At 62.4% G+C, this 12,182-nt stretch carries 10 protein-coding genes; 6 read left to right on the forward strand and 4 right to left on the reverse strand.

The genetic code is table 11. The features are described 5' to 3' along the window. Nucleotides 1-211: 211 nt before the first annotated feature. A complete protein-coding gene (locus tag ACZ48V_RS12210; protein ID WP_464539518.1) occupies nucleotides 212-2,377 on the reverse strand; it encodes a heavy metal translocating P-type ATPase in 2,166 nt (721 codons plus the stop codon). 283 nt (nucleotides 2,378-2,660) lie between these two features. Between ACZ48V_RS12210 and ACZ48V_RS12215 the strand changes: the two genes are divergently transcribed. The 4 genes from ACZ48V_RS12215 to ACZ48V_RS12230 all read left to right on the forward strand — a co-directional run bounded on the left by ACZ48V_RS12215 (nucleotide 2,661) and on the right by ACZ48V_RS12230 (nucleotide 5,434). Beyond that, on the forward strand, nucleotides 2,661-3,023 hold the full coding sequence (locus ACZ48V_RS12215; protein WP_464543127.1) for a septal ring lytic transglycosylase RlpA family protein: 363 nt from the start codon (nucleotides 2,661-2,663) through the stop codon (nucleotides 3,021-3,023). Between the two features lie 97 nt (nucleotides 3,024-3,120). Further along, the gene (locus ACZ48V_RS12220) at nucleotides 3,121-3,564 is read left to right on the forward strand and encodes a septal ring lytic transglycosylase RlpA family protein (protein ID WP_464539520.1); all 444 of its coding nucleotides are present in this window, start codon (nucleotides 3,121-3,123) and stop codon (nucleotides 3,562-3,564) included. A gap of 72 nt (nucleotides 3,565-3,636) precedes the next feature. Continuing rightward, nucleotides 3,637-4,047, forward strand: a complete 411-nt coding sequence (locus tag ACZ48V_RS12225; RefSeq protein WP_464539522.1) for a septal ring lytic transglycosylase RlpA family protein — start codon at nucleotides 3,637-3,639, stop codon at nucleotides 4,045-4,047. A 532-nt stretch (nucleotides 4,048-4,579) separates the two neighbouring features. Beyond that, nucleotides 4,580-5,434 carry an IS5 family transposase gene (locus ACZ48V_RS12230; protein ID WP_464538143.1) on the forward strand — a complete coding sequence of 285 codons (855 nt, stop codon included), beginning with the start codon at nucleotides 4,580-4,582 and terminating at the stop codon, nucleotides 5,432-5,434. 73 nt (nucleotides 5,435-5,507) lie between these two features. Here ACZ48V_RS12230 and ACZ48V_RS12235 read toward each other — a convergent pair whose 3' ends face one another. From ACZ48V_RS12235 to ACZ48V_RS12245, 3 genes are all read right to left on the reverse strand, one after another. Continuing rightward, nucleotides 5,508-6,104 carry a ribonuclease HII gene (locus ACZ48V_RS12235; protein WP_464543129.1) on the reverse strand — a complete coding sequence of 199 codons (597 nt, stop codon included), beginning with the start codon at nucleotides 6,102-6,104 and terminating at the stop codon, nucleotides 5,508-5,510. Nucleotides 6,105-6,331: 227 nt separating this feature from the next. Further along, nucleotides 6,332-7,978, reverse strand: a complete 1,647-nt coding sequence (locus ACZ48V_RS12240; RefSeq protein ID WP_464539524.1) for a UDP-N-acetylmuramoyl-tripeptide--D-alanyl-D-alanine ligase — start codon at nucleotides 7,976-7,978, stop codon at nucleotides 6,332-6,334. 31 nt (nucleotides 7,979-8,009) lie between these two features. Then, nucleotides 8,010-8,810, reverse strand: a complete 801-nt coding sequence (locus tag ACZ48V_RS12245) for an alpha/beta fold hydrolase (protein WP_464539526.1) — start codon at nucleotides 8,808-8,810, stop codon at nucleotides 8,010-8,012. Between the two features lie 846 nt (nucleotides 8,811-9,656). Here ACZ48V_RS12245 and rho point away from each other — a divergent pair. Further along, nucleotides 9,657-10,769 carry a transcription termination factor Rho gene (gene rho / locus ACZ48V_RS12250; RefSeq protein WP_464539528.1) on the forward strand — a complete coding sequence of 371 codons (1,113 nt, stop codon included), beginning with the start codon at nucleotides 9,657-9,659 and terminating at the stop codon, nucleotides 10,767-10,769. 138 nt (nucleotides 10,770-10,907) lie between these two features. Continuing rightward, nucleotides 10,908-11,717 carry a RadC family protein gene (radC, locus tag ACZ48V_RS12255; RefSeq protein WP_464539529.1) on the forward strand — a complete coding sequence of 270 codons (810 nt, stop codon included), beginning with the start codon at nucleotides 10,908-10,910 and terminating at the stop codon, nucleotides 11,715-11,717. The last annotated feature ends 465 nt before the right edge of the window (nucleotides 11,718-12,182 follow it).

The following is a 12,182-nucleotide window of genomic DNA, read 5'->3' on the forward strand; positions in this document are numbered from 1 at the left end:
AACAACCGGTCCATTGATACCCGCTTTGTCGACGTTCCGTTGCAGTTGTTGCGGCGCAGGCAGTGATATGTTCGAGACATCCCTGCGCAAACGAATGAAGGCTCTCCCAGACGGTCATGCTGAACAAAGACCGGCTACGCGGCTGGATGGCGTCTGCCAGATGCAACGCCATGCCACGCGTAGTAGGGCCCATCTGCTACAGACGCCCTTCCTACCCGTGGTCATGCCTCTCGCGGTCATGCTCCACGGGAGACACGGGATGGCGCTCTGCATGCTCATGCCCTGAGGACTCCACCGCTTCATCGGAAGTACGGGCTGCGTCACGGCGGAGCAGGCGCGAGGAGTTCGCCAGGATCCCCAGGTCGGGAATCGAGTGCATCGCCGCGGCCAGCACCGGCGGCAGGTAACCGACGGCTGCCACCCCGAGCGCCAGCACGTTGTAGACCGCCGTCAACATCAGATTGCTCTTTACCACGCCCAGCGCCCGGTCGGCGATGTCGATCACCGTAGGCACGAGCGACCAGTCGTCGCGCATCAGCACGATATGTGCGGCATCGATCGCCACATCGGTGCCAACTGTGCCCATCGCGATGCCCACATCCGCCTGAGCGAGCGCAGGCGCATCGTTTACGCCGTCGCCGATCATCACCACCGTGCGTCCGGCTTCCTGATGCGCCCGAACGGCGTCGATCTTGTCATCGGGAAGCAGCCCTGCCTGGTACGACACGCCAAAGCGCTCCGCCAGCGCGGCGGCGGTCGCTTCGTTGTCGCCTGTCAGCATCTCTACATGCTTGAAACGGTTCTGCAGTGTCTGCAGCGCAGCATGCACGCCGGCCCGCTCCGCATCCGCTGCCCACAAGACCCCCGCCAGCTCGCCATCGACCTCGACATAGAGGGGCGTCTGTCCGGCCCGGTGGGTGCCGATGGCCTCAGTGCCCGCTACCAGTTTGGGATTACCTACCACCACGCGCTGTCCATCTACGCGGGCACGCACGCCATGTCCGGGCACCGCCTCGAAGTCTGCAGGCCACGGCACGTCCACCTGACGATGCCCCGCCTCGCGCCGCACCGCCGTTGCCAGCGGATGCTCGGAGTGCTGCTCTGCCGCCGCAGCCAGGCGCAGCAGGTCATCTTCGGGGCGGCCGTTCATGCACATCACCTCGGTGATGCGCGGCTCGCCCAGCGTGAGCGTGCCGGTCTTGTCGATCAGCAGCGTATCCGCCTGGGCCAGCGCCTCAATGTACCGGCCGCCCTTAATAAGCACCCCCTGCCGGGCCGACGTGCCGATTGCGGCCAGCATGGCCACGGGCGTAGCCAGCGCGAATGCGCACGAGCAGGCCACCACGAGCACCGCCACCGTCGCCATAATGCTGCCGCCAATCAGATATGTGGCGGCCGCTACCAGCGCCACAAACGGCAGGTAGTAGCCCGAAAACCGATCCGCCCACTGCTGTAGGCGTCCGCGATGCGCCTCGGCCTGCTCGACCATCTGCACCACGCGCCCGAACGTCGTATCTTCGCCGATCTCCTCGGCGCGGATGCGCAGGCGCCCGCCCTGCGCTACCGTCGCGGCAAACACCGCATCGCCCGGCTGCGCCTCAACCGGCATGCTCTCGCCGGTGATCGCGGCCTGGTTGATCGTCGCATGCCCGTCGAGTACCGTGCCGTCGACCGGAATCTTCTCACCCGGCCGCACCTGCACGACATCGCCGGGGCGCACGTGGCCGATCATAACCTGCTCGGTGGTGTCGCCTCGCTCTACACGCGCCTCCTGAGGCGCCTGGTGCACCAGCGTGCGCAGCGCATCGCGCGCCCGGCTTGTCGTGAACAATTCTACGTGGTCGCCCAACCGCATAAAGATCACGATGATCAGCGCCGTGACCCACTCGCCCGTCGCGAGTGCCGCGGCCACGCCCACAGCCATGAGCGTGTGCGCAATAACGCGCTTGCCCCACGCCGCTACCGCCACCTTCTTAAAGACCGGATATCCCAGTCCGAGCGTCACCGCCACGCCCAGCGGCCAGGGCACCGCCTGCTCAATCCAGTGGAAGATGCCGTGGCCGTGGCCCAGCACCGCCATCGCCAGCACCGCCGCTGCAACCCCCGCAAGCAGTCCCATCGAGCGGCGCGTGTGCGACTCCGTCGACAGGCGCGAGGCCCTGGGGTCAGCGTCGACTACGGTATAGCCCGCCCGCGTAATCGCATCGGCAACGGCATCCCATGGTGCGGAATCTGGCTCGGCCTCCACGACCACCGTTCCGGCCATGAGGCGCACGTCTGCATCCCGCACGCCCTTAATCTGCTCAATCGCCCCCGCTACGCTACGTGCACACCCAGCGCAGTCCATGCCTTCCACGGCAAGCTCACGACGCTCCATATCGACCCGCGCTCATTATCAGAAGCTATGTGCGTCATGTACGCAAATGGGGGGTGGGTGTTTGCGGATTCGGGGCGCATCGGTCGTTCAACAGATCGTCTCGAACTCCGGTGGCACGTTGTGATTACGGCTGTTATATTCTGTAGGCGCACCGTCTGTGCACCGCTCGCGTACCTGGTCACGATCCAATATCTGTTCTTCTATGTGCTTTGTCACGATCCGCGCTTTCGCGCCCGACGCACGAGCCTTCGCCGCGCGTGCGTCGGCCCGCTATGCAGTTGCAATGCTTGTCCTTGGCCTCACCGCGCTCAGCCTGGCCGGATGCATGAACGCCCAGCCGGGGTCGGACCTGCACCCGCAGGCCGACGGCAAGGCCAGCTACTACGCTGACCGCCTGGAGGGCAACCCTACCGCCAGTGGCGAGATCTACGATGGCAGCAAGCTCACGGCCGCGCATCGCACGCTGCCCTTTGGCACCATGGTGCGCGTTACCCGCGTAGATACGGGCGACCAGGTCACCGTGCGCATCAACGACCGCGGCCCACAGCAGCAAGAACGCGTCGTGGACCTGTCGCGCCGCGCCGCCGAAGCGCTGAACATGATCCATGCTGGCATAGTTGACGTACGCCTGGAGGTGCTCGACTGAGCGCGTGTCAAAGCCATATGTTGACGTAACGTTAACAACCTACGGTGTAGTGCTCGCCCCCCCTATTTTCTGCTGTCTGTTCTGCCTCATGTGTCTCATGCCGCACACCCCCTTTCGCCTCAGCCTGCTTGCGGTCTTCCTGCTTGCCCTGACCGGGTGCGCCGGTGCTGCGCCTATGGGAACCGGTACAGGCGCCACCGACACCGGCATGGCCAGCTACTACGCCGATAAGTTCGACGGCCGCACCACCGCCAACGGCGAAACCTTTCGCAACAGCGAGCTGACGGCCGCCCACCGCACGCTACCCTTCGACACCATGGTTCGTGTTACGCGGCTCGACACCGGCGAGCAGGTCACCGTACGCATCAACGACCGGGGCCCCTTTGTGCGCGGACGCATCATCGACCTGTCGCAGCGCGCTGCACGCGAGATTAACATGGTACGCGACGGGCTCGCTGAGGTGGAGATCGAGGTGCTCAACGGGTCGTCATCCGAACGCGCACCCGACCCTGACTCCGACAGCAACGCCACCTCGTGGTGAGGCGGTCTTGCTAAGCGCACCTGCTAAACGCACCGCTTTTGCCTTCTCCTGAACCGAACCTGTTTGCCTTCTATGATCCGCCCCGCCTTTGTTACCGTACTGCTGATGATGCTCGGCCTGTTCATGACGTCGGGCCCGGCGCTTGCACAAGCGCCGCCTGACCTGTCATCGTCCGACACGCTTCGCACCAGTGGCAAAGCCAGCTACTACGCACCCCACCTGGAAGGACGCCCCACCGCCAGCGGACAGCCGTACGACCCCGAGCGGCTCACGGCTTCGCACCGCACGCTGCCGTTTGGTACGTACGTGAAGGTAACGCGGCGCTTTACCGGAGATACCGTTACCGTCATGATCAACGACCGCGGTCCGCAGAAGCAGGAGCGCATCCTGGATCTCTCGCGCCGCGCCGCCGAGGCCCTGAACATGATCGACGCGGGCGTGGTCGATATTGAGATTGAGGTGGTAGAGGGGCCTGCGGAGTAGCACACCTGCGTGTCGTCCTGCGCGTGGTGGAGCACGCAGATCATCCCGCAGCGCTTCTGCCCTCGAAGCCGGGGATGGTTCGGCGCACTTCGGGCCTGGACGGCCCTCACCTCTGGCACAGCCTCCACCTGCCAGGCACCCGCTAACCGAAGCAGCGGGCATCCCCTGCGCGTGATGGGGGTGCGTTGACAATAGAGCTCTCGCACGGGCCGCATCTGCAGGCACGACGCAGGTGGGTGATGGGGCTGAGGCAGCGACACACGAAGCGGCATCGCTCCGCATCCCTCTGATGCTACCCCAGCAGGGGGCTCTGCCCGGATGAGGCCCTGCCTAAGTAGACTCAAGAAAGAACCTTTCGAGTATGTCATTGCGAGGAGCGTTAGCGACGCGGCGCTGTGAGCGCAGCGAGGAAGTGCTCTTGGAGTGCAATCTTGTGCTTTATAAGCAGGGTAAACCCTTTGCAAGGAACGCATGAGATCGCCGCGTCGGTCGTAAGCTCCCTCCTCGCGATGACAAAGTGTAAGAACCTGTTTTGATTTCACACGTCGCGAGTGAAAACGAACGGGAGTCCGCCTCGTTTTCGGTGGTGAACAGACGTTTCACCGAAAGCGACACCGAAGCTATGCGCAAAGACTATAGCTCCGATTTGACGGACTCCCAATGGCACAACATTAAAGCGGTTCTCAATACCTCGCGCCACCGCCAACATGACCTGCGCCGCGACATTCTGGATGCGATTTTCTACGTGGTCAAAACGGGATGTCAGTGGCGAATGTTGCCTGGTGGATTTGCGCCGTGGCAGACGGTGTACTACTACTTCCGAACGTGGAAACAGCGCGGCGTAATCGCACGTCTGCTCAGCATAGCCCGGCGAGGCGCACGGCGAGAAGCCGGGCGCGAACCCGAGCCCAGCGTGGTAATTATTGACTGCCAATCGGTTTCGATCACCCGCTCAGGCGGTCTGTGCGGCTTTGACGGCAATAAAAAAGTCAAAGGGCGCAAACGGCACATACTCACGGACACGCAGGGCTGGACGTGGGCCGTCGGCATTCACGCCGCCAATGAGCACGAAAGCCAGCACGCCTTCAAGCTCATTGAACGGGCTGAACAGCGAAGCGAACGTCTTGAAGCGGTCTTCGCTGACAAGGCCTACCGCGGCGATCTCGAAGACGACCTTGAGGAAGCGCTTGGGCTTCGGCTTGAGATCACCGAATCCGACTCCGAAGAGCCGGGCTTCTCCGTCGAGCCGAAGCGCTGGATTGTCGAACGAACACTCGGCTGGTTGGGGGGCTGGCGGCGACTTGCGAAGGAGTACGAGCGCCTGGCCGAGACGAGTGCCGCCATGGTCCGGCTCGCGTCGCTACGATTGGCCCTCAGCCGCCTCTAACGGCATATCAAAACAGATTCTAAATGTATTTTCGGCGACCTATTTAGTGGGAGGGTCTACCAGGCGGGAGGGGCTACCCGGTGCGCGAGAGCTTGAACGACTGGCGGTGGTACGACGTGATGCCGTGGGCGTCGAGCGCGGCGTAGTGGGCTTTGGTGGGGTAGCCGACGTTGGTATCCCACCCGTACTCGGGGTGCTCTTCGTGCAGCGCGTGCATCATGGCATCGCGCTCGGTCTTGGCAATGATCGAGGCGGCTGCAATCGAGAGGCTGCTGGCATCGCCTTTGACGACGGTCTCGTGCGGACACGGCGCATCGGGGAAGGCTTTGTTGCCGTCGATGAGCAGGTAGTCGGGGCGGGGCACGCAGTCGTCGGTAGCCCGGCGCATGGCGTGCAGCGCCGCCTGCAGGATATTCAGGCGGTCGATCTCTTGCGGCGAGCAGATGCCAATGGCAACGCTCTGCGCCTGGGCTTCGATCGCCTCGCGTGCTGCGACGCGCTTCTTCGCCGAGAGCGTCTTGCTGTCGGCCACCATCGGCAGGTCGACATCCTTCGGCAGAATGACCGCCGCCGCCACAACCGGCCCCGCGAGGCAACCGCGCCCGGCCTCGTCGAGTCCGGCAATGGCCTCGTATCCAGAGGACCAGAGCGCGCGTTCTTTGTCGAGCATATCAGCTATATCAGGCATATCCAGGGGGATGCGTAGCGTGGTAGAAGCAATCAGAAGGCGGGGGAGCAGCACCGCGGGGATGCATACGCTACAAAGCGATCTGGGCAGAGGCGAACGCTTCGCCCTCGTTTTCGCAAAAGTTCGCGGAGCGAAGGGACATGCGTGTGCTGTAGCAGTGCTGCGCCGCTCTACAGGGTGCACCCGCCTTCGACCACTGCTTCCTGCACCTACGCCCCGACCGGCTCGTACTGATCGGGCAGGTCGTTTTCGTAGAGCACGATGTCGCCCGACTGCAGGCGCGTGGTGAGCGCGTCCTGCGCGCCGAAGAGCGTGTCGTGCGTGTGGATGCGGTCATCGGGAAAGCCTCCATCTTGAAGTCCCTGCCGGAGCGCCTCGGTCTGGGCAGCGCCGACCAGGTAGACCCCGTCGACGTTGCGCGTGGCGATGTGCTGTCCGAGGGCGTAGTTGGCCTCATCTTCCTGCGCGCCCATCTCGACCATCCCTGGCGTAACGATGTAGCGCTGCCCGCCTTCGATCTCATCGAGCAGGTCAACTGCATTGCGCGCTCCTACCGGGTTGCTGTTAAAGGCGTCGTCGATGATGGTGATGCCGTTCTCGGTGCGCAGCTTCAGGCGGTGCTCCACCGGCTCCAGGCGGCGCGCGGCGTGGGCCATCTGCCGCAAGCGCATGCCCATGGAGCGCCCGAGCGCCACGGCCAGCAGCAGATTTGTGACGTTGTGCTTGCCCAGCAGGCGCGTGTCGAAAGCGGCGGTACGCCCCTCCTCATCGCGAACCATGCAGGCGAGCCCGTTCGTGCTGTAGCGGACATCCGTAGCCACGATGTCGGCCTCTGGATTGCCCTCAGCAGAGACCCGCCACACAGGTCCATCGGCCCGATCGGCCATCGCATCGACATGGGCGTTATCGGCATTCAGCACAACGGGGCCGCCGCGGGCGGTATGGTCGATGATCGAGGCTTTCTCCTCGGCGATGGCCTCCACCGATCCCATCGTTTCGAGGTGTGCGATGCCGACGGAGGTCACCACGCTGGCGTCGGGCGTAGCGATGTCGCACAGCTCCTTGATATCGCCGGGGTAGCGCACCCCCATCTCCAGCACCAGTACCTGATGCTCGGGGCGCAGCTTGTTGTTAACGACGATACAGATGCCCATGGGCGTGTTGTAGGAGCCGGGCGTAGCCAGCACGTTGTAGGACTGCCCGAGCAGTTCGGCCACGATGTGCTTGGTGCTGGTCTTGCCGTACGACCCGGTGATGCCAATGACATGCAAGTGGTCGAGCGCGTCGAGCCGTGTGCGCGCCTGGCGTTTGTATCCCTCCTGAATCGCGTTTTCGACGGGCGTCATGATCAGCGCCGCAAGCGCCACCCAGAGCGGTCCGCCCAGATCGGCCAGGAAGAGCCCCGCAATCCCTCCTATGATAGCACCGGGGGGGTCCCAGGCGTACCCCAGTCCCACCCCCGCGCCCACGAGCAGCGTCATGAGCATGCCTGCCGTGGTGGACAGGCGCCTCATGCGATCGGTGAAAGCGAGCGGCTTCTTCTCGGCATTGCGGCGGTAGCGGCGTGAGGAGATAAAAAGGAGCGGCCAGCATGCGAGAAGTCCCCCGGCAGCCCCCCACGGGAAGCCCGCTGCATAGGCCGCGCCGGCACCACCAAGCGCGAGGGCCCCGGCCAGATGCGACCACCCGTACGACACCGAGCGCATGCCCGGGCTCTGACACCAGCTAACGTAGCGGTCGATTTTATATGTCTCCAGCTGAAAGATATGCAGGAAGAAGCGGAGCCGCCGCCAGGCGCGCCATCCGCCAAAGGCGAGTGTGAGCAGGATACCGAGACCGATGAAAAAGGTAGACACGACCAGGAGGGTGGGTTACGAGGTGCGCGGGTTACGAAGAGGCAGGGTGGGGATGCGCAAGGAGGTGCTGCACAGCCGCAGCCACGGTATCCAGCGCCTGCAGATGCGCATAGTGTCCGCCCGGCAAGTCCACGCGTCCGGCATCCGGGATGTGATCGATCAGGTACTGCACCTGCCGGTCAGAGATCGCCGTATCGTCTTCCCCCCGAAAGACGAGGGTGGGCACGTTGATGCGGTGCACATCGTCATCGAGATGATGGGTTACAGTACGAACGAAGGTATCCCGCATCACGCCTGAGAGGGCGTTGTAGTCGGACGAGCCCAGCGCCTGCCAGAGCAGCGAGTGATGCAGCCAGTCGAGGGCGGGCGCTTGCAGCGGCTCGGGCAGCCACGTGAACGGCGTTTTGACCGTACGGGCGACCGTGCTCTTTATCCGCGTAGACAGCGCCCGGTGGGGCTTGATGCCCGAGGGCGCAAGCAGTACGAGCTGCCGGATGTACTCGGTGTAAGGCGCGTGGCTGGCCATGTAGAGCGCGATGCGTCCGCCGTTCGAGTGTCCGATTACCGGTAGCGAGGCGTCGGTTTCGTCATCTATTTCGTCGTCGATGTATGCAGCCACGAGTGCCGCGTGCTCGGGTACGCCCCAAGGTTCGGGCGGCGGCGGCGAATGGCCATGGCCAGGCAGGTCGATGCAGTGGGTGCGGTAGCGAGCAGACAGGCGGTCGGCCAGCGGCTGCATGTGGGTGGTGGAGCTGCCCCAGCCGTGCAGAAGCAGCACAGCAGGGGCGTCAGCTGGGCCGGTCACGGAGCGGTGCAGGTCGGTAGGGGTCAACGGTACGAGCGGTTGGTGGGAGATACGAGTGGGGGCGCCAGAAACATTGTGCTGCTCAAATGCCTGTGGGCGGTCGTTGTTTGACGGCAGCAGTTAGCCGGGGGGTGACCACAACGGTTGACCGCGGCCGTCTTATGCAGTCTTATGCAGTCTTTCTTATGCAGTCTTACTACTGCCTCGACGACAACATGCGGTACCCTCTGACCGCATTGGATTCTGACGGGGTATTGCATCCGGACCCGTCACAGCAAGAAACGGTGGAGTTTTTCTGTGGGATGCGTGTCGGGAAACCCTTTTCGGGGGGCTGCGTTTCGGGTTATGTATTGTTGCTTGTCTTCTTGCAAGGAGTTACACTTGCTGCGGCGGTCGTCTCTACACTCGTCGCGGAATGAAGATCTGTCGGTCGTTTCGGGCGGTTTGCTTCGCATGCAGACCCGTCAAGCCCGAACCCCCCTTGAGGCCCTCCTCCTTTTACACGCTTTCCTTAACGTACCGTATGGTATGTATGGCACGCACGGGCACTGTGTCCCACGCATTGTACGAACCATGTACGAACCGTACGAAATGCGCCATGCCATGTGTACGGTGCAACAATGAGCGGCTTTGCGAGCAGCGTCTCCAGACGCTTGTAAACGGCGACGTAAGCCGGCCTTATCCGGCACAGCACAAGCACGGCACAACGTCTACGACCTGATGCAAGCACTCTCTTGCTTGCTGCGCGCCGTATCTATCTGTTTATCTTATGTTTTTTTGACGCTGCGCGCATCCTGCACCGTCATTCCTTTATCTCCACGCAGCTTGCATGAACGGGCTGCAGTCTTCACCGAACTTCACAACCCCTAACTTATGTCCGATAAAAAGTTTAAGCGCATCCTTGAACTCATCGGTAAGAAAAAATACGGGTTTATGCGCGAGATACACCCGTCGCTTCCCAAAGATGACGACGACCCGTTTATGCCCCCGCCACTCATCCGCAAATTTAACCTTCGCGATGGCGTTGTGGTTGAAGGGTCGCTCAAGCCTGGTCGCAAGGGCGGCATGCAGGTGGGCTGGATCGATACCGTCATGGGCTTGCCTCCGAAAGAATGGGCCCAGAAAGACAGCTTCGACAAGGGCGCTATCATCTACCCCGAAGAGAAGCTTAACCTGGTAACAGGTCCGGAGGATGCGTCGATGCGTATCATGGACCTGGTTGCCCCGCTTGGCAAAGGGCAACGGGCGCTCATTGTGGCGCCGCCACGTGCCGGAAAGACGGTGCTGCTGAAGCAGATCGCGGATGGCATCACGAAGAACCACAAGGAGGTGGACCTGATCGCGCTGCTCATTGATGAGCGCCCCGAAGAGGTTACCGACTTCCGCCGCTCTACACAGGCGGAAGTGTTTGCCTCCTCGAACGACCGCGGCGAAGACAACCACGTGCGCGTGTCAACGCTGGCGATGGAGTACTCGAAGCGGCTCGTTGAGAAGGGCAAGGATGTCGTCATGCTCCTTGACTCGCTTACACGTCTTGGGCGTACCTTTAACCTCTTTGTCGACGGCAGCGGGCGCACCTTGAGCGGCGGACTTGATGCTGAGGCGCTCAAGGTGCCGCGTCAGATCTTTGGGGCCGCACGCAACATTGAAGGCGGCGGCTCGCTTACGATCATCGCGACTGCGCTTGTCGAAACCGGCAGCCGCATGGATGACGTGATCTTTGAAGAGTTCAAAGGCACCGGTAACGCAGAAATCGTGCTCGACCGCCGTCTGGCAGAGAAGCGGATCTATCCGGCAATCAACGTACGCGAGAGCGGCACACGCAACGAGGAGCGTCTTCTGGGCGATGTGCGCCTCCGCAAGCACAACCAGCTTTTCCGCGCCCTCAACTCGCGCCATCCGGTCGAAGCCATGCAAGCACTGCTGCGGCACGTGCGCAACAGCCCGAGCAACGCTCACCTGCTCACCGAACTGGTGCCCGAGTAGCTCCGCGCCACAATCGCTGTACCCCCTGGCTGTAGCTCCCGAGAGCCTCCGTCTCCCTTCGCACAGGACGTTGCGGTGCACGCATCCCGCGTGTCATCGAAACGTCCTGTTTGCGTTCCACATTCTGTGCTACTCGCTATGGCCGATTCCCCCCATTCTGCGTCCAATCGCGACCCTTCGAGGTCTCGTCAGGCAGCTTCGGCATCCCCCGCTACATCGCGCAACAACCAGCCCGGTGAGCCCATCCTTGCCTACCAGACGCCCATTCACAAATGGGACCCTTCTGACCGCCCCCGCGAAAAGCTGATTCAGGGCGGACCGTCTGGGCTCTCGGATGCCGAGATTCTGGCGATATTGCTGGGGTCGGGCACCCGCACCAGCGACGGACCCGTGTCGGCCGTGCAACTGGGGCAGACGCTCCTGCAGGCCTTCGGGTCGCTCTTCGACGTGTCGCGGCGTCCACTCAAGGAGTTCGTGCGCGTGAGCGGTGTTGGTCCGGCGAAGGCAGCGCGGCTCATGGCCGCCTTTGAGGCAGGGCGGCGTGCCGCCTCGCAGCGCGCCGGAAACGAGGTCCAGGTCGGATGCCCCGACGACGTTGCCGCGGTTTACGGTCCTCTCATGCGCGACCTAAAGAAAGAGATCTTCAAGGTGGTTCACCTCAACACAGCAAACACAATTATCAGCGATTATACCGTGAGCGAGGGTGGACTTGCGGTAAGCATTGTGGAGCCACGGGCTGTTTTCGAGCAGGCTATTCTCGACAACGCGGCTTCAGTCATCTGTCTTCACAATCACCCTTCAGGCAACCCCGAGCCGAGCCGGCAAGACGTCCGCATCACCCGTCAACTGGTTGAAGCCGGCAAGCTGATGGGGATTCCCGTGCACGATCATATCATCATTGCAGGTACCACCCACACGTCGCTGGCTGAGCGCGGGGTTATCGAGTAGCCAGAACAGCGTTTTACTGCGCTTTCCCGGAAAAGTCGAGAGGGGAAGTCCGGGTACATACCTGATTTGCATAGCCGAAGTAGATAGCTGAGGTGCAGGTTCAGATTGAGCCCACCACGCGCACAAGCAGGCGTGTCTGGTACCCCCAGCGTGCACAAACAGTGCGCATGAAGCACAGACGTCTTGATATGAACGCAGTCTTGCACGGCGTCCTGTCTTCCATTTTGCTTGATTCGTCGGACTCTCGGCTCCAATAACACTTCCGGAACCGCTTTCTGTATGATTCAGACTTGCGAGATAGCCTGCTGCCCGTTATAATGCATCCGGCAATCTAACTGCGTTCTTCAAACGCCCACCGTGTCTCTACCCGTGCTCTTTCCAACTGAAACAGGTGTACGTATGCCGTGCGTCTCTCACCGAAGCGTATCCCGCTCGAGCGTCTCCTGTATATCGGTTGCGATGGGT

The organism is Longimonas haloalkaliphila (assembly GCF_055379825.1).

Excerpts from the sequence above, each read along its gene's own strand:
- ACZ48V_RS12215 (WP_464543127.1), top strand. The coding sequence starts at position 2,661 with ATGCTTGTCCTTGGCCTCACCGCGCTCAGCCTGGCCGGATGCATGAAC.
- radC (WP_464539529.1), top strand. The coding sequence starts at position 10,908 with ATGGCCGATTCCCCCCATTCTGCGTCCAATCGCGACCCTTCGAGGTCT.
- ACZ48V_RS12235 (WP_464543129.1), bottom strand. The coding sequence starts at position 6,104 with ATGCTCGACAAAGAACGCGCGCTCTGGTCCTCTGGATACGAGGCCATT.
- ACZ48V_RS12220 (WP_464539520.1), top strand. The coding sequence starts at position 3,121 with ATGCCGCACACCCCCTTTCGCCTCAGCCTGCTTGCGGTCTTCCTGCTT.
- rho (WP_464539528.1), top strand. The coding sequence starts at position 9,657 with ATGTCCGATAAAAAGTTTAAGCGCATCCTTGAACTCATCGGTAAGAAA.
- ACZ48V_RS12225 (WP_464539522.1), top strand. The coding sequence starts at position 3,637 with ATGATCCGCCCCGCCTTTGTTACCGTACTGCTGATGATGCTCGGCCTG.
- ACZ48V_RS12210 (WP_464539518.1), bottom strand. The coding sequence starts at position 2,377 with ATGGAGCGTCGTGAGCTTGCCGTGGAAGGCATGGACTGCGCTGGGTGT.